11 protein-coding genes are annotated in these 18,290 nt (G+C 65.7%); 1 reads left to right on the forward strand and 10 read right to left on the reverse strand.

Going from position 1 to position 18,290, the window contains the following annotated elements; genetic code table 11:
- Positions 1-11 precede the first annotated feature (11 nt).
- Positions 12-2,555 (forward strand): ABC transporter permease, encoded by a 2,544-nt coding sequence (locus AC1DYS_RS08300; protein ID WP_477897928.1) that lies wholly within the window; start codon positions 12-14, stop codon positions 2,553-2,555.
- An 821-nt stretch (positions 2,556-3,376) separates the two neighbouring features.
- Here the strand turns inward: AC1DYS_RS08300 and AC1DYS_RS08305 are convergent.
- The 10 genes from AC1DYS_RS08305 to AC1DYS_RS08350 form a co-directional block, all read right to left on the reverse strand.
- Positions 3,377-5,311 carry a methyl-accepting chemotaxis protein gene (locus AC1DYS_RS08305; protein ID WP_477897930.1) on the reverse strand — a complete coding sequence of 645 codons (1,935 nt, stop codon included), beginning with the start codon at positions 5,309-5,311 and terminating at the stop codon, positions 3,377-3,379.
- A gap of 75 nt (positions 5,312-5,386) precedes the next feature.
- The gene (locus AC1DYS_RS08310; protein ID WP_052197191.1) at positions 5,387-5,905 is read right to left on the reverse strand and encodes a chemotaxis protein CheW; all 519 of its coding nucleotides are present in this window, start codon (positions 5,903-5,905) and stop codon (positions 5,387-5,389) included.
- Between the two features lie 96 nt (positions 5,906-6,001).
- Positions 6,002-7,561: a methyl-accepting chemotaxis protein gene (locus AC1DYS_RS08315; RefSeq protein ID WP_477897932.1), complete on the reverse strand. Its 1,560-nt coding sequence runs from the start codon at positions 7,559-7,561 to the stop codon at positions 6,002-6,004.
- A 149-nt stretch (positions 7,562-7,710) separates the two neighbouring features.
- Positions 7,711-9,255: a methyl-accepting chemotaxis protein gene (locus AC1DYS_RS08320; RefSeq protein ID WP_477897934.1), complete on the reverse strand. Its 1,545-nt coding sequence runs from the start codon at positions 9,253-9,255 to the stop codon at positions 7,711-7,713.
- Between the two features lie 34 nt (positions 9,256-9,289).
- A complete protein-coding gene (locus tag AC1DYS_RS08325) occupies positions 9,290-9,754 on the reverse strand; it encodes a cache domain-containing protein (RefSeq protein ID WP_477897936.1) in 465 nt (154 codons plus the stop codon).
- 202 nt (positions 9,755-9,956) lie between these two features.
- Positions 9,957-11,732, reverse strand: coding sequence for a methyl-accepting chemotaxis protein (locus AC1DYS_RS08330; protein WP_477897938.1), 1,776 nt, complete (start codon positions 11,730-11,732; stop codon positions 9,957-9,959).
- A 20-nt stretch (positions 11,733-11,752) separates the two neighbouring features.
- Positions 11,753-13,582, reverse strand: a complete 1,830-nt coding sequence (locus tag AC1DYS_RS08335) for a methyl-accepting chemotaxis protein (RefSeq protein ID WP_477897940.1) — start codon at positions 13,580-13,582, stop codon at positions 11,753-11,755.
- A gap of 14 nt (positions 13,583-13,596) precedes the next feature.
- Positions 13,597-15,138, reverse strand: a complete 1,542-nt coding sequence (locus AC1DYS_RS08340) for a methyl-accepting chemotaxis protein (protein WP_477897942.1) — start codon at positions 15,136-15,138, stop codon at positions 13,597-13,599.
- A complete protein-coding gene (locus AC1DYS_RS08345; RefSeq protein WP_477897944.1) occupies positions 15,135-16,691 on the reverse strand; it encodes a methyl-accepting chemotaxis protein in 1,557 nt (518 codons plus the stop codon). The genes AC1DYS_RS08340 and AC1DYS_RS08345 overlap by 4 nt, the downstream gene beginning before the upstream one ends.
- 40 nt (positions 16,692-16,731) lie before the next feature.
- Entirely contained in the window at positions 16,732-18,282 is a 1,551-nt protein-coding gene (locus tag AC1DYS_RS08350; RefSeq protein ID WP_477897945.1) for a methyl-accepting chemotaxis protein, read from the reverse strand.
- Positions 18,283-18,290: the final 8 nt, after the last annotated feature.

An 18,290-nucleotide genomic window follows, 5' to 3' on the forward strand; every position in this document is an offset into this window, starting at 1 on the left:
GAGAGACTCTCATGCCCACCCCGTTCACTGTGTCCCTGTGGCAACTCGCGTGGCGCCAGATGGCGCGCGACTTTCGTGCCGGCGAGCTGCGCCTGTTGGTTGTCGCCGTGACGCTGGCGGTCGCCGCGCTCAGCGCAGTGGGCTTCTTTGCCGATCGCTTGAACCATGGTCTGGCCCGTGACGCGCGTCAGTTGCTGGGTGGCGATGCCATCGTCGCGAGCGACCAGCCGCTGCCACCCGCGTTCGCCGACAAGGCGCGAGAGCTCGGGCTCAAGACGGCCAACACGTTGACCTTTCCCAGCATGGGCCGTGCGCCCGACGACCGGGGTGGCGCTTCCAAGCTGGTGGCGGTGAAAAGCGTCACCGAGGCCTACCCACTGCGCGGCGCTTTGCGCCTGGCCGATACCCCCGGCGGCAAGGAGCAGCTCACCACGCGTGCCCCCGATCGCGGCACCGTCTGGGTCGACGGCCCACTGCTCGACTCGCTGCAGTTGCGAATGGGTGATGAGTTGCTGCTCGGCGATGCACGCCTGAAGATCGCTTCCATCATCGTGATCGAGCCCGACCGCGGCGCCGGCTTCATGAGCTTTGCCCCGCGCGTGATGCTCAACGAGGCCGACCTCGCAGCCACCGCGCTGATCCAGCCCGCCAGCCGCGTGACGTATCGCCTGGCAGTGGCGGCATCGGGCAGCAACGAAGCGCCGGTGCGCGAGTTCGTCAAGTGGGCCGATGCCCAGGTGAAGAGCGGCTCGCTGCGCGGCGTGCGCGTCGAGTCGCTGGAAAGCGGCCGCCCCGAGATGCGCCAGACGCTCGACCGCGCCGAGAAGTTCCTGAATCTCGTGGCCTTGCTCGCCGCGCTGCTCGCCGCCGTAGCGGTGGGCATTGCCGCGCGCGACTTCGCCAGCCGTCACCTGGACGACTGCGCGATGTTGCGCGTGCTCGGCCAGCCGCAGCGCACGATCGCCTTGCAGTACCTGATCGAATTCGCCTTCGTCGGCCTGCTCGCCAGCGTGGCCGGCGTCGCGCTGGGTTACGCGGTGCACTACGTCTTCGTGTACCTGCTCGCCGGCCTGGTGAATGCCAGCATGCCGGCGGCCACGGGCTGGCCGGCGCTGTTCGGCGTCGGCGTGGGCTTCACCTTGCTGATGGGTTTCGGCCTGCCGCCGGTGCTGCAGCTGTCGCAGGTGCCGCCGCTGCGTGTGATCCGTCGCGACGTGGGCGCGTTGAAGCCCGCGTCGATTGCGGTGCTGGGCGCCGGTGCTGCCGGCTTTGTCGCCTTGCTGCTGGCAGTGTCGTCAGACCTGCAGCTGGGCCTGATCGCGGTAGGCGGCTTTGCGGCGGCCGTCGCCGTCTTCGCCGTGCTGTCGTGGCTGGCGGTGCAGGCCTTGCGCCGCGCGGTGCCCGAAGCGCGCGCACCGCGCTGGCTGGTGCTCGCGACCCGGCAGATCGCCGCGCGGCCTGCATTCGCCGTGCTGCAGGTGTCGGCCCTGAGCGTGGGCCTGCTCGCGCTGTGCCTGCTGGTGCTGCTGCGCACCGACCTCATCTCCAGCTGGCGTCAGGCCACGCCGCCCGATGCGCCCAACCGATTCGTGATCAACGTGCAGCCTGAGCAGGGCGACGCCTTCCAGGCGCGGCTGCGCGCTGCCGGTGTGAGCCAGTACGACTGGTACCCGATGATCCGCGGCCGCCTGGTGGCCATCAACGGCAAGACGACTTCGACCGACGGCCTTCAGGACGACCGCGCCCGGCGCCTGCTTGACCGCGAGTTCAACCTCAGCCACAGCGACAAGCTGCCGCAGCACAACGTGGTGACTGGCGGCAAGTGGGTCGGCGAAGAGAAGGGCGGCCTGAGTGTCGAAGAAGGCCTGGCCGAAACCCTGCAGTTGAAGCTCGGCGACGTGCTGCGCTTCGACGTGGCCGGCGCGATGACCGAAGGCCGCATCACCAGCCTGCGCAAGGTCGACTGGGGTTCGATGCGCGCCAACTTCTTCGTGATGTTCCCCACCGCGCAGATGGCCGACGTGCCGGCCACCTACATCGCCGCCTTTCGCGCACCTTCTGCTGCGGGGTTCGACAACGCGCTGAGCCGCGAGTTTCCCAACATCACGAACGTCGACGTGTCGGCGTCGATCAGCCAGATACAGGGCGTGCTCGACCAGGTGATCCGCGCGGTGGAGTTCTTGTTCACCTTCACCCTGGCGGCCGGCCTCGTGGTGCTGTTCGCGGCGATCACCGCGACGCGCGAGGCGCGGGCGCGGGAGTTCGCGGTGATGCGGGCGCTGGGGGCGAGCGGCAAGCTGTTGGCGCAGGTGCAGCGGGCCGAGTTGCTCGGGGTCGGTGCATTGGCCGGGTTTCTGGCGTCGATTGCGGCGGTGGCGGTGGGGTGGGCGTTGGCGAAGTACGTTTTTCAGTTCAGCTGGAATGCTTCACCGTTTGTGCCGTTGGTGGGCGCTGCCGCGGGGGCGTTGTTGGCGTTGGGGGCGGGGTGGTGGGGTTTGCGCGAGGTGTTGCGCAGGCCTGTGGTGGAGACGTTGCGGCGGGCGGCGGCGGAGTAGGTTTTCTTGCTCTTTCGTGGGGCGGCCTGCACCGCCTGTCTCGCTTTCGCGAATCTCTTGTTCACTGCGTGAGGCCGCGCCGGGTTTTCGTCCCGGCGGCCGACCTCCTTTCTTGTATCGACAAGAAAGGAGGCAAAGAAGCGACCCCTGCCGACTCGGCCCTTGCTGCGCAAGGGCTGCCTTGCGCTGCTCGGTCTTTGCGGCCGCGCCAAACTCACTTCGTTCGCTGCGCTCACTGCGCTCAGACAAACGGCGCGAAGTCAGTTGTGGATGCGCGCTATCGCGCGCGCCGCAAAGCCCTGCGCTGCTCAGCTCGTCCGAAGGGGGAGACGAACACCCGACTCGGCTCGCTGCGCATCGCACGAAGACGCCTCGCTTCGCTCGCGCCTGAGGCGAAGCGAGGCGTGGATGGGGAAGTTGCGAAGCAACGACTGCATTGCTCTTGGGTCCCGTGGGTGGCGTCGAGGAGCGCAGGGCTTTGGGGCCGCGTGCGCAGCACGCTTCGTTAACTGACTTCGCGCCGTTTGTCTGAGCGCAGCGGCCGCAGGCCGCGAAGCGAGTTTGGCGCGGGCCCCAAAGACCGAGCACCACAGAGCAGTCGGCCACGGGCCGACCGCCACCGTCGGGTCCCCCTTTCTTTGCTTACTTTCTTTCGGGGAAGCGAAAGAAAGTGAGTCGGCTGTCGGGACGACATCCCGACTCGGCCTCACGCAGTGAACAAACACCACGCAAAAGCAGAGCAAGGCTTCAATACCTCAGCCTGAGCTAAGTGGGAGCGAAGGACCCGCAGGCCGCCCCTTTTGAAAAAACAAACGGAAAGCTCACCCAGCCGAAAGGCGAAACACCGACACCGCCTCCGACAACCTCCGAGCCTGCTCCTTCAACGACTCGGCCGCCGCCGCCGACTCCTCGACCAAGGCCGCGTTCTGCTGCGTCATCTGATCCAGCTGGATCACCGACCCATTGATCTGCCCGATCCCATCGGACTGCTCGCTCGACGCAGCCGTGATCTCGCCAATGATGTCCGACACCCGCTGCACCGAGCCCACGATCTCGTTCATCGTGGCGCCGGCATCGGCGACGAGGCGCGAGCCGCTTTCCACCTTGTCGACCGATGCGCCGATGAGGCTCTTGATCTCCTTGGCCGCTTGCGCCGAGCGCTGCGCGAGGCTGCGCACTTCGCTGGCGACGACCGCGAAGCCGCGGCCTTGTTCGCCGGCGCGGGCCGCTTCGACAGCGGCATTCAGCGCGAGGATGTTGGTCTGGAAGGCGATGCCATCGATCACGCCGATGATGTCGTTGATCTTCTTCGAGCTGGCGTTGATCTCGTCCATCGTCGTGACGACTTGCGAGACCACCAGGCCGCCGCGTGCGGCGACCTCGGCGGCCGACGACGCAAGCTGATTCGCCTGGCGCGCCGAGTCGGCGCTCTGCTTCACGGTGCTGTTCAGCTGCGTCATCGACGACGCAGCCTGCTGCAGGTTGGTGGCGGTCTGCTCGGTGCGTTGGCTCAGGTCGAGGTTGCCGCTGGCGATCTCGGTGCTGGCGGTGGTGATCGAATCGACCGAGCTGCGCATTGCCGTCATCATCTGCTGGAAGCGGGCACGCATGCCTTCCACGTCGCGGATCAGGTCGCCGATCTCGTCCTTGCGGTCGCTGTGGAAGCTGCGGCTCAGGTCGCCGTCGGCGAGCACCGTGACCGCGCTCGAGAGTTCGCGCAGCGGCTGGCCGACCCAGCGGCGCATCATGAGGAAGAGGCCGCCGCCCAGCAGCATCGCGGCCAGGCCCAGCAGCGTGGCGAACGGAATGATGGTGGCCCAGTGGGTTGCCATGGCTTCGGAATCCGACACTTCGGACACGACCCATTGGTTGCCGGCCTTGGCCTTGCGCAGCACGGCCCAGTGGTCCTTGTGCGAGGTCTCGCGGATCGAGCCGCCTTGCATGCTCAGGCCTTCGGTCGACGCCTCGAGCCGGGCCATCAGATCCTTGGCGTCGGGGTAGGTCTCGATGACCTTCTTGCCCTTCGCGGTGGGGTGCACCACGAACACGGCTTCTTCAGGCGACTTCTTCGGGTCGATGACGTAGACGCCGCCGGTCTCGAAGAACTTGATGTCGTTGGCCAACTTCTCGATCGCGGTCTGGAAGGCCGACACGTCGAAGCCGATGAACAGGATGCCGATCACCTGGCCACCGGCGTCCTTGATGGGCTCGTAGCGGGTCATGTAGGGCGTGCCGAACAGCACGGCGCGGCCGGTGTAGGTCTGGCCGGAGAGCATCAGCGAGTGGGCCGGGTGGGCAGCGCCCAGCAGCGTGCCCATGGCGCGGTCGCCGTTTTCTTTCTTCAGCGAGGTGGTGATGCGCTGAAAGTCGTCGCCCTTGCGAGCGAACACGGTGGCGACACCGCCGCTCTGCTTGGCGAAGCGGTCGACGGCGGTGAAGTTGCCGTTCAGCGCTTCTTCACCGACCTTCAGTGTGGTGGTGGTCTCGTCGAGCGAGAAGGGCTGGGTGAACTCGCTCTTGAAGTTGACGAAGAACTTCTCGACCAGCACCCGTGAGGTCATGTCGAAGGCGTCGATGGAATCGGCCACCGACTGCGTCTTGTCTGCAACCCAGGTGACGATGCGGGCGCGGGAGCGGTCGGCCGCCACCAGGCTCATGGTCGCGCAGATCGCAAACAGCACCAGCGCCAGGCTCAGTGCTCCGGTGATCGACACCTTGCGGGCCACCGACCCGCTTCCCAATTTCAACGTACTCACGATCCAGATTCCTCAATGCAGTAGTTCAGCCGCTGAGGCCCGGACATCGTCGCGTGCCTCAGCACGCGTTGATTTTCAGTGCGCGCTGTCCATCAAGCCCATGTCGGGGCTGGCCATCAGGGACTCGATGTCCATCATGATCAGCATGCGGTCGTTGACGCTGCTGATGCCGGTGATGAAGCTGGTGTCCACCGCCGAGGCCATTTCGGGAGCCGGCTTGATCGAGTCGGCCGACAGTTCCAGCACGTCCGAGACCGAGTCCACCACGGCGCCGACCACGCGGCCCTTGACGTTGAGGACGATGACCACGGTGAAGCTGTTGTAGTCGGCCGTTTCGCAACCGAGCTTCAGGCGCAGGTCGACGATCGGCACGATCACGCCGCGCAGGTTCACGACACCCTTGACGAACTGGGGGGCGTTGGCAATGCGAGTGGGCACTTCGTACGAGCGGATCTCCTGAACCTTCAGGATGTCGATGCCGTACTCTTCGGCGCCCAGGCGGAAGGTCAGAAATTCGCTGCCCGACTGGGCGGCCAGGGCGGCGCGCGCAGCTTCGTGGCGTGCGACGTGTGCGGCTTCGTGAATCATGTCCATGGAAATTCCTTTGAGAGGCGCCAATTCGGCGTGCTGGAGTGACTATCGGCGTTCTGCCGGGCAACTAAAGGGCGGATGAACGGCTAAATGTGCCGTTTACTTCAGTCCGGCGGACTGCGGCAAACGGAACAGCGCCACCACCTCGGTCAGGCGGCTGGTCTGGTCGCGCAGGCTTTCGGCGGCTGCCGTCGATTCCTCGACCAGCGCGGCGTTCTGCTGCGTCATCTGGTCGAGGTGAACCACGGCGGAGTTGACCTGGCCGATGCCGTCGCTCTGTTCGGTCGACGCGGCGGTGATCTCGCCGATGATGTCGGAGACGCGCTGCACCGAGCCGACGATCTCCTTCATCGTGCTGCCGGCATCGGCCACGAGACGGGAGCCGCTTTCGACCTTGTCGACGCTCGCGCCGATCAGGCTCTTGATCTCTTTCGCGGCCTCGGCCGAGCGGCCGGCCAGGCTGCGCACTTCGCTGGCGACGACTGCGAAGCCGCGGCCCTGTTCGCCGGCACGGGCCGCTTCCACCGCGGCGTTCAGCGCGAGGATGTTGGTCTGGAATGCGATGCCATCGATCACGCCGATGATGTCGCTGATCTTCTTCGAGCTGGCGTTGATCTCGTTCATGGTGGTCACCACCTGGGCGACCACGTTGCCGCCGCGTGCGGCCACTTCGGCAGCCGAGGCGGCCAGTTGGTTGGCTTGTCGGGCCGAGTCGGCGCTCTGCTTCACGGTGCCCGTGAGCTGCTCCATCGAGGCAGCTGCTTCCTGCAGGTTGCTGGCCGTCTGCTCGGTGCGTGCGCTGAGGTCATGGTTACCAGTGGCAATCTCGCTCGACGCGGTGGAGATGCTGTCGGCCGAGGTGCGCACCTGGCCCACCATGCGGCCCAGGGCCTTCTGCATGTCGTCGAGCGCATGCAGCAGCTCGGCGGCTTCGTCCTGGCCGTGCACGTCAACCCGCTGTGTCAGGTCGCCGGCCGCAATGGAGGCGGCGAGTGACTTGGCCTGTGCCATCGGCTTCACCACCGAGCGGGTGAGGCGCCAGGCAAAGCCCACCGCCAGCAGCACCGCCAGTGCGCCGCCGATGCCCAGGGCCACGCTGCCGTGCAGCGCCGCAGCTTCGGCCTGCACCTTGGTGGCGGCCATGCTGTCGCGCTGGGCGACGATCATCTTCTGCACGACGTCGAGGTAGGCCTTGGCGGCGGGGAAGAGCTTCTCCATCACCTCGGCGCTCACGTCTTCGCCGGCTTCCTTGCGCTTGAGCAGGCCGTTGCGCAGGCTCTGGAACGCGTCGCGCTGCGTCGAGATGTCCTCGAGCAGGCGCTTGTCTTCGACCGAGTCGGCGATTTCCTTCAGGCGGGTGAGCCGCTCCGTCGTGCCCTTGTTGGTCTCGAGCATCTCGGCCCGCACGCGCTGCTTGACCTGTTCGTCGCTCGCGAAGAACACGACCCAGGTGCGCGCGGTGTTCGACTCGATGGAACGCCCCCACTGCTCGGCCAGCGATAGCTTCTCGGCCTCGGTCGTGCCGAGTTGAACCGACACGCTGCGCATCGTGGCGATGCGGTCGATGCCGAGGCCCACGACGCCCGCGCACAGCAGGACGAGAGAGCCGAAGCCGACAGCCAGGCGAGGCCCCAGGCGGAGCGAAGACAGGGAGATCATGGAAAGTACCCTCCGAATTTCGACGATTGAAGACAAGTTCGAATGCGGTGCATGCCAGGGGCGTGCAGCGCCATCGTTGTCATATCGGTACTTTCCCGGCCCGCTGTAGGTAAATCATCTACAAGCGGCTGAACGCGCTCTGCGGGTGACTACGGCCGAGCCTCGAGCCGGAAGATCGAGACCACCTGCGCCAGCCGCGTCGCCTGTTCCTTCAGCGACTCGGCCGCCGCGGCCGACTCTTCCACCAGCGCCGCGTTCTGCTGCGTCATCTGGTCGAGTTGCGTCACGGTGGTGTTGACCTGGCCGATGCCATCGCTCTGTTCGGACGACGCGGCGGTGATCTCTCCGATGATGTCCGACACGCGCTGCACCGAGCCGACGATCTCGGTCATCGTGGCGCCTGCATCGGCCACCAGGCGCGAACCGCCTTCGACTTTTTCGACCGAGGCACCGATCAAGCCCTTGATCTCTTTGGCCGCTTGCGCCGAGCGCTGCGCCAGGCTGCGCACTTCGGCCGCCACGACCGCGAAGCCGCGGCCCTGTTCGCCGGCACGAGCTGCCTCGACGGCTGCATTCAGTGCGAGGATGTTGGTCTGGAACGCGATGCCATCGATCACGCCGATGATGTCGCTGATCTTTTTCGAACTCGCATTGATCTCGTCCATCGTGGTCACGACCTGCGCGACCACGTTGCCACCGCGTGCGGCCACTTCGGCCGCCGAGGCGGCAAGCTGGTTGGCCTGGCGGGCGGAGTCAGCGCTCTGCTTCACGGTGCCGGTCAGCTGGTCCATCGACGAGGCGGCCTGTTGCAAGTTGCTTGCAGTCTGCTCCGTGCGCTGGCTCAGGTCCTGGTTGCCGATGGCAATCTCCGCGCTCGCGGTCTGGATCGATGACGACGATTCCCGCACCGTCTGAAGCGAGCTGCTGAGCTGGCGCATCATCGCGCCGAGCGAGCGCATCAGGTCGCCCACTTCGTCGTTGCGCAAGGTCTTCGCATCTGCGCAGAGGTTGCCGTTGGCCACCTCGCTCGCCACGCCGACGGCGCGGTTCAGGTCGTCGATCACTTTGCGTTGCATCCACCAGGCGGCGCCCACGGCGGCGCCGCAGACGATCAGGCCCAGTGCCCCAAGCAAGAGGCTGCGCTGGTTGGCGCGGGCGGCATCGGCAGCCATGGCTTCGGACGAAGCGGCTTCCATCTTGGCCACCAGCCCGCCAAGCGAGGTGGCAACCGACGCGAAGGTGGCGTCGGCGTTCTGCATCGCTGCGATGCCGGTGTTGGGGTCGACGGTCGACAGGTCGATCGCCGAATCGGCCTGCTTGCCGTACTTGTCGATCTGCTGGCCCAGAGCGGCCACGCCGGTGTTGAATTCGTTGTTGGCGGCACCGGCTTCAACCATGCCGCTCAGCGTGCGCTTCATGCCGCCCAGCTGGGTGGTCAGCGAGGCGCGAAAGGCCTTGATCTTGGCGTCGTCGAGCGAGCCGATCAGCGCCACCGTCTTGTAGACGTTGGCGTGCGCCGTGGCGAACTGGTCCTGCACACTGGTGATGGTGCGAAAGCTCTCCATGTCGTTCTTGAACGAGGCATGGTTCTGCGTGGTCGTTCGGCTTTGCAGCGCGGTGTTCACGGTGGCGATGGACAAGACCATCACCGCCGTCAACAGCGGCGCAGCCAACAGCTTGGCACCCAGTTTCATGAAGTTGTTCCCTTCGCGGCAGGAAGCCGCTTGCTTATTTGTAGATGCCGCCGCAGACCACAGAGTCGTTCAGCTTTTCGCAGTACGAGGTCTTGGGCTCGATCTTCTTGGTGACGGGGTTGGTGAACTTGTAGTCCTGCCAGAACGTGCCTTTCGACTGGCCCAGCTCGACGCGCTCTTTCACGAAGGCCTTGCCGTCGACGTCCTTGAGCTCGATCAGGTTCTTGCCGATCATCTTTTCGTTGGCGCCGTGGGCGTGCACCGTGCCGTCCAGGCCGTAGACCACGAGATAGAGGTCGCGGTCGGAGAACTGACCACCCTTCTTGGTGATCTCGGCGTAGCCCTTTTCGGTGCCGTTGGCCTTGATGAAGGCGACACCCTTCTTGACCATGGCAGAGGCTTCGTCGGCCGTGGCATTGCCTTCCTTGGCTGCGACGTGGGCGCTGAAGCTGAGGGCGGCGAGGGTGGCGATGGCCAGGTGGCCGAAGTGCTTGGACATGAGGTGTCTCCGTTGAACGATGAAGGCAGGAACTGCTCCCCGTCTTATCGGCAATCCGATGGCACCGATGTAAGGAATTCTGCACACCGGCAGAGCACTTGATCCGCACTGCAACGGGGCTTTGCAGGTGCAGTTCGTTCGAAGCGTCCATGAAAACGGCCCGCGCGAGCGGGCCGTTCGGGCTGAATGAGCTACCGGTGCCTCAGAAGTTTTCCCAGTCGTCGGTGCCTGCACCCGCGGCCGCGACGGCGGCTGATGGGGCAGAGACAGGGGCAGGGCGCGAGACTGCCTTGGCCGCTACCGGGGCGTTCGCCACCGGCGCGCTTGGTGCCACAGCCTTGGATTTGGGATGGATGCGCGTCACGTTGGTGGCGCGATCCGGCGAACGGCGCTCCACCACGGGCGCGGCGATGGTGGCGCCTGGCACATCGTGGCTGCTCAGCTTGAACACCGCCACCGCATTCACCAGCTGCTGCGCCTGCGTCTTGAGGCTTTCGGCGGCGGCGGCGCTCTGTTCCACCAGCGCGGCGTTTTGCTGCGTGGTCTGGTCCATGGAGGTGACGGCTTCACCCACCTGCGCGACACCGGCCGATTGCTCGGCGCTGGCCGCGCTGATCTCGCCCATGATGTCGGTCACGCGCCTGATCGACGACACCACTTCCTGCATCGTTGCGCCGGCCTGGTCGACCAGGGCCGTGCCTTGTTCCACACGCTCCACGCTGGTGGAGATGAGGGTCTTGATCTCCTTGGCGGCGTCGGCCGAGCGCTGCGCGAGGCTGCGCACCTCGGCGGCCACCACCGCAAAGCCGCGGCCCTGTTCGCCGGCGCGGGCTGCTTCCACTGCGGCGTTCAGCGCCAGGATGTTGGTCTGGAAGGCGATCCCGTCGATCACGCCGATGATGTCGGAGATGCGCTTCGACGAATCGTTGATGCCCTTCATGGTGCCGACGACGCGGTTCACCACGTCGCCGCCTGAGACGGCCACCGTCGAGGCGCTCAGCGCCAGTTGGTTGGCCTGGCGTGCGTTGTCGGCGTTCTGTTTCACCGTGCTCGACAGCTCTTCCATCGACGCCGCGGTTTCTTCCAGCGCGCTCGCCTGCTGTTCGGTGCGTGCGCTCAGGTCGTTGTTGCCTTGCGAGATCTCGGCGCTTGAGGTGGCGACGCCTTCGGCGTTCTGGCGTACCCCCGCGACGATGCCGCGCAGGTTGGTTTGCATCTTGTTCAACGCTTCGAGCAAGCGGCCCATCTCATCGCGCCGATCGACCGCCGGGGTGTGGCTCAGGTCGCCTTCGGCCATCTTGTCTGCTTGCGAGACCGCCAAGGCTGCTGCGTTGACGAGGTCGCGCGACACGAACCAGCCGATGCCCAGGCCGAGCAAGAGCATCACGCCCAGCGAGCTCAACAAGATGATGCGCGATTGCGCATAGACCGCGTCGCCTTTGGCACTGGCCGCCATGGCGCCTGTGCGGTTCAGTTCGATCAGTTTTCTCAGCGCTGCATCAGCGTCGGCGTACGACTTGCTGGCCGCGCCGTTGAAGAAGCTTTTGGCGGTGGTCATGTCGCCGGAACGGATCAGCACGAAGAGGTCGTCGCCGAACGCCAAATAGTTCTTCCACTTCGGCAGGAATTGGTCGAACAGCGCTTTCTCTTCAGGGCTGCTGATCAGTGGCATGTAGAGGACGATCTCCTTGTCCATCACCGCTTCGATCTTCTTCAGCTCGGCCTCCACCGCGTCGACGGACTGCGGCGTATCGGTCAGCATGAGGTTCAGCCGCGTCGCCCGGTAGGCGGCAAGTTCAGTGTCCATGTTGCCCAGGAGCTGCACGCTGGGCAGCCAGTCCTGCGTGATCTCAGTGGACTGGGCGTTGACGGTCGACAGTCGCGAAATCGACAGCAGGCTCTGTCCGATGGCGATCAGCAGCACGAGGGCGAAGCCGCCCATGAGCTTCGTGCGAATGCTCAGGTTCTGGATGTTCATGCGCGCGCTTCAGTGGAACCTCAGAAGGTTTCCCAGTCGTCGTTGTGCGCGGCGGCGGCCACGGCCGGAGCCGCAGGCTTGGCAGCGCCGGTTGCCGGCGCCAGGGCGCGCGGAGCGGCAGCGGTAGGTGCCTTGACCGAGGCAAGCTTGACCGCAGGAGCCGCAGCCTTGAACTTGGCCGCAGGGGCCGACGGCTTGAAGCTCGATGCGGGCTTGGCGGCTGCGGTTGAGGTAGTGACTGCCGGCGCGTAATCCGCCTTGGCGGCTTGCTCGTTGCCGAGGCGGAAGGTGCCCACGGCCTTGGCCAGCGTACCGGCTTGTTGCTTGAGGCTTTCAGCCGCGGCGGCGGATTCTTCGACCAGCGCGGCGTTCTGCTGCGTCATCTGGTCAAGCTGCACCACAGCCGTGTTGACCTGGCCGATGCCATCGCTCTGCTCAGAGGCCGCAGCGGTGATCTCGCCGATGATGTCCGAGACGCGCTGCACCGAACCGACGATCTCGGTCATCGTGGCGCCGGCATCGGCCACCAGGCGCGAACCTGCTTCCACCTTGTCGACCGAGGCGCCGATGAGGCCCTTGATCTCCTTGGCGGCTTCGGCCGAACGGCCAGCCAGGCTGCGCACTTCGCTCGCCACGACCGCGAAGCCGCGGCCTTGCTCGCCGGCGCGGGCTGCTTCCACCGCAGCGTTCAGCGCGAGGATGTTGGTCTGGAACGCGATGCCATCGATCACGCCGATGATGTCGCTGATCTTCTTCGAGCTGGCGTTGATCTCGTCCATCGTGGTCACGACCTGCGAGACCACGTTGCCGCCGCGTGCTGCCACTTCAGCGGCCGAGGCGGCGAGCTGGTTGGCCTGGCGGGCCGAGTCGGCCGATTGCTTCACGGTGCCGGTGAGCTGCTCCATCGACGAAGCGGCCTGCTGCAGGTTGCTCGCGGTCTGCTCGGTGCGCTGGCTCAGGTCTTGATTGCCCACGGCGATTTCATTCGACGCGGTGCTGATGCTGTCGGTCGAAGCACGCACTTGCACGAGCGTGTCACGCACCGAATGGATCATGGTCTGCAGGCCGGCAACGAGGCTACCCGCCGGTGCCGCCGGAATGTTCACGGCCAGGTTGCCCTTGGACACTTCGGACATGATGTCCAGCGCTTCAGAGGGCTCGCCGCCGAGCTGCCTGATCACGCTGCGCGAGACCAGGAAACCCACCGCGCCGATGGCCATCAGCACGGCCAGGCACAGGCCCAGCTGCTTGAGCACGGCGCTGCGCACTTGCGCGTCCGCATCGTCCATGTACAAGCCCGAGCCCACGATCCAGTTCCAGCCCGGCACGGTGCGCATGTACTGCAACTTCGGGTAGAGCGTGGCCTTGGGGTCGGTGTCGCCGGCGCGAGCCACCATCGATTCCACATGGGTGATGCCGGTTTTGCTGGCGGCCATCGCGTCGATCAGGATCTTGACGGTGTCGACGCCCTGGGCGTTCTTCTTGCCTGCGAGCTGCGTGTGCTCGGCCCAGGTCTTGATGAACGGGTGCATCACGCCGACACCGTCGGTCGTCACGATGTAGAAGTAATTTGCCTTGCCTTCCGGGCCGCCGTAGCGCGCGTGCTTGACTGCCTCGGAGGCGGCCTTCTGCGCATCCTCGACGCTCATCGTGCCCGCGGCGGCTGCGGCTTGGTAGCCGGCCGCGACGTTGTAGGCCGAGTCCACCGCCGAGCGCAGCTCCACGCGGCGCCCTTCGAGGATGTCGTTGCGCGTCTGGTAGACCGACAGGCTGGTGACGATGGTCAGTCCGGCCACGGCGCTGACCACGAGCAGGCCGATCTTGCGTTTGAAGCTGAGTTGTTGGAGCACGATGTCGATCCCGATCAGGCTGCGTGAAGTTGAAAGGTGGAAACCATCTGAGTCAGCCGTGAGGCCTGCTCCTTGAGGCTTTCTGCGGCGGCGGCCGACTCTTCGACCAGCGCGGCGTTCTGCTGCGTCATCTGGTCGAGCTGGGTGACGGCGGTGTTGATCTGGCCGATGCCGTCGCTCTGTTCCGAGGCGGCGGCGCTGATCTCGCCAATGATGTCGGAGACGCGCTGCACCGAGCCGACGATCTCGGTCATCGTGGTGCCTGCATCGGCCACCAGGCGCGAGCCGGCTTCGACCCGGTCGACGCTCGCGGCGATCAGGCTCTTGATCTCTTTGGCGGCCTGGGCCGAGCGGCCGGCAAGGCTGCGTACCTCGCTGGCCACGACCGCGAAGCCGCGGCCCTGTTCGCCGGCGCGGGCTGCTTCGACCGCAGCATTCAGCGCGAGGATGTTGGTCTGGAACGCGATGCCATCGATCACGCCGATGATGTCGCTGATCTTCTTCGAGCTGGTGGTGATCTCGTTCATCGTGGTCACGACCTGCGAGACCACCTTGCCGCCACGTGTGGCGACTTCGGCGGCCGAGGCGGCGAGCTGGTTGGCCTGGCGGGCGGAGTCAGCGCTCTGCTTCACGGTGCCCGTGAGCTGTTCCATCGACGAGGCGGTCTGCTGCAGGTTGGAGGCAGTCTGCTCCGTGCGCTGGCTCAGGTCGAGGTTGCCGTGCGTGATCTCGGCCGAGGCCACGCCGATGCTGTCTGTTGCGAGGCGGATCTGGCCGACCATGCCGCTCAAGGCTTGGCGCGTCTGATCGATCGTGCGCTGCAAGGCGCCCACTTCGTCGTTGCGATCCACGGTGGCCGCGACAGACAGGTTGCCCTCGGCAATGCGTGCGGCGTCGGCCATGGCCTGGCGCATCGGCTGGGTGACGGAGCGGGTGAGTGCCCAGGCAATCGCCGAGCCCAGCAGCGTGGCCATCGCGCCCATTGCGAGCAGCAGCCAGCGGGTGAAGCGGATCTGCTCGGCAGCCGCAGCGGCATCGGCGTCGGCGGCACCGCTCACGGTGTCCAGCAGGGCAACGATCGCCTGGTCGTACGCCTTGGCCAGGGGGACCAGCTCGCTGTCGACCAGGGTGGCGCCGGAGGTGTCGCCACCTTCCATGCCAGAGAGAATTTCATCGCGCTTGGCAATGAAGGCCTTGGTCTTCTCGGTGACCTTCTCCATCGCGGCGGTTTCGGCGGGCAGCACGAAGCTGGCTGCGATTTCCTGCTGCAGCTTGGCGATGCGTTCGGTTGTCTCGCGGATCTGCGGGTTGAGGTAGCTTCTGAGTGCCTTCGGGCTGCCCGCTTTCGCGAGCGACAGCACACGTGTCACGTTCGACTGCGTGAGGCTGCGCCACTGCTCGACCAGTGCCGCGTGGCGGCTGCTGGACTGCTGCGCCTGGCGGAATCTGTCGAGTTCGCCCAGGCGCTGCTGCGCCAGCGCGACGATCACCAGCGTCAGCGCCAGCACCGCTGAAAAGCCCACACCAAGGCGGTATCCGATCGAGATGTTTTTCATGTTGTAGCCGGGTCGAGTTTGAAAGTGCTGACGAGATGGGCCAGCGTGCGCGCCTGTTCCTTGAGGCTTTCGGAGGCGGCGGCAGACTCTTCGACGAGCGCTGCGTTCTGCTGCGTCATCTGGTCGAGATTGGCCACGGCCGTGTTGACCTGCCCGATGCCATCGCTTTGCTCGGACGACGCGGCGGTGATCTCGCCGATCATGTCCGACACGCGCTGCACCGAATTCACGATCTCGGTCATGGTGGCGCCGGCATCGGCCACCAGACGAGAACCAGCCTGCACGCGCTCCACGCTGGCGCCGATCAGGCTCTTGATCTCTTTGGCCGCTTCGGCCGAACGGCCGGCCAGGCTGCGTACTTCGCTGGCGACGACCGCGAACCCACGGCCCTGTTCACCGGCGCGAGCTGCTTCCACCGCAGCATTCAGCGCGAGGATGTTGGTCTGGAACGCGATGCCATCGATCACGCCGATGATGTCGCTGATCTTCTTCGAGCTGGCGTTGATGTCGTCCATCGTGCTCACGACCTGGGCGACGACATTGCCGCCACGCGCAGCGACTTCAGCGGCGGAGGCGGCGAGCTGGTTGGCCTGGTGCGCCGAGTCGGCGCTCTGGCGCACGGTGGCCGTCAGCTCTTCCATCGACGAGGCGGTCTGCTGCAAATTGGAGGCGGTCTGCTCGGTGCGGGCGCTCAGGTCCTGGGAACCGGTTGCGATCTCGGCGGAGGCGGTGGTGATGCTGTCCGTGGAGTGGCGAACCTGCCCGACCATCTGCTGCAGCGAGCCTTGCATGTCAGACAGCGCGCGAAGCAAGTCACCCAGTTCGTCGCGGCGGGTTGAGTCGAGGCGTTGAGACAGGTCGTTGGATGCGATGACGCGTGCGGCTGCCACGGCTTCGCGAACCGGTGTGGTGACCGAGCGCATGATCACGAAGGCCATGCCCGCGCCGACGCACAGGCTCACGATCGTCAGCGCGATGAGCACGCCCTTGGCCATCGCCATGCTGCTGCGCAGCGCCGCTGTCTGGTTGTCCGCCTGCTTGCGCTCGTAGTTCTGCATGTCCCCCATGGCGCCCAGATAGGCGACCGAAGCGGGCAGCATCTTTTCGTTGAGCAGGGTTTCCGCAGCCGGGACGTCGCCGATCTTCAGGTGTTCATAGAGTTTGCCGCGCAAGCCGACGTAGACATCGCGCTTCTGGGCGATGGCGGCCATCAGCGCACGCCCGGTGTCGGTATCGGTGTGGGCTTCCATGGCCTTCTGCAGCTCGGAGATCTCTTTCGAGGTCTCCTTGATGAGCGGGCTGAAGTAGCCCTCCACATCGGGCTGGCCTGCGGCCTTGGCGATGGCGATGGCGCGGGTAAGGTTGAGCTGGGTCTTGCGCTGCCACTCGTCGACCGTGTTGGCTCGCTTCTCGCTGGCCGACAGCTCTTCCATGGCACGTTCGGTCTTCACCATGTGGACATAAGCCACGCCGACCATCGCGAGCAGCAGGGCCAGCACGGCCCCGAATCCGAGGCTGAGGCGTACCCCAATCTTCAAGTTGTTGAGGCCCATGGTGTGTACTGCTTTGCGTTGAGTGGTTCTGTTGGGTCGGTCAGAGCTTGAAGGCACCGACCACTTGAGCCAGGCGCCCCGCCTGGTCTTTCAGGCTTTCGGCCGCCGCGGCGGACTCTTCGACCAGCGCAGCGTTCTGCTGCGTCATCTGGTCGAGCTGCACCACGGCCGAGTTGACCTGGCCGATGCCGTCGCTCTGCTCCGACGATGCGGCAGTGATCTCGCCGATGATGTCTGACACACGCTGCACCGAGCCGACGATCTCCGTCATCGTCGAACCGGCATCCGCCACGAGGCGGGAACCGGCCTGCACACGCTCGACGCTTGCGCCGATCAGGCTCTTGATTTCTTTCGCCGCTTCGGCAGAGCGGCCGGCCAGGCTGCGCACTTCGCTGGCAACCACCGCGAAGCCGCGGCCCTGTTCGCCGGCACGAGCCGCTTCGACCGCTGCATTCAGCGCGAGGATGTTGGTCTGGAAGGCGATGCCATCGATCACGCCGATGATGTCGCTGATCTTCTTGGAGCTGGCGTTGATCTCGTCCATCGTGGTCACGACCTGCGAGACCACGTTGCCGCCACGGGTCGCCACTTCAGCCGCTGAGGCTGCGAGCTGGTTGGCTTGGCGGGCCGAGTCGGCACTCTGTTTCACGGTGCCGGTGAGCTGCTCCATCGACGAAGCGGCTTGCTGCAGGTTGCTGGCGGTCTGCTCGGTGCGCTGGCTCAGGTCTTGATTCCCCACGGCAATTTCATTCGACGCGGTGCTGATGCTGTCGGTCGAGTTGCGCACCTGGCCCACCATCTGGCTGAGCGACGTGCGCATCTGCGAGAGGGCGCGCAGCAGGCCGGCGGCTTCGTCCTTGCCGGCGGTGTCCACGTGGCGATCGGTCAGGTCACCCTTGGCGATGGCCTCGGCAAGCACCTGTGCGTCGCCCAGCGGCTTGCAGATCGAGTTCATGTTGACCAGCGTCAGCGGCGTGATGATCACCAGCAGCACCGCGATGGCGCCGAAGAGCAGCACCGTCACCATGCTGCCGGCTGCCTGCAGGCGCTTCTGGCCAGCTTGGGCCGAGGCGTCGATGTCGAGCGCCAGCGTGTCGATGGAGGTCAGCGCGCTGTTGTAGTCGTCTTGCACACGCGTGACGAGGATAACGGCGGCGCGCGCGGTGTCGAACGACTGCGCCTCCAGCTGCTTCATCACCGGGATGAAGCGTGTCTTGTACTTGGCCACCGAGGCCAGCACCTCGTTCGCCTTGGCGATCTGTGTCTGGTCGGTCAACGACTCGACGAGCGCCTTGCCCGAAGAGTCGATGTCGGTGAAGGTCTTCGTCCATGCGTCACGGGCCTTGCCGAACTTCTCCGGCGCCTCGTACTGGATCAGCATTTCGTTCTCACGCACCCGCAGCTGGTGCATCGCGGTGCGCAGCGTCGCAATGCGCTGGATGGCGGAGAACTCGGTACTGAAGAAAGACATGCTGACCGAGTTGCTGTAGCGCTGGCCGATCAGGCCCACCGCGCCGACGAGCAGCAGCGACAGGGCGACGACGGCGACTGCGCCGAGCATGCGCGTGCGGATGGTGAAGCTGCGGATCATGTTGTTCA

It is taken from the genome of Rhizobacter sp. P2_G4 (assembly GCF_056403575.1).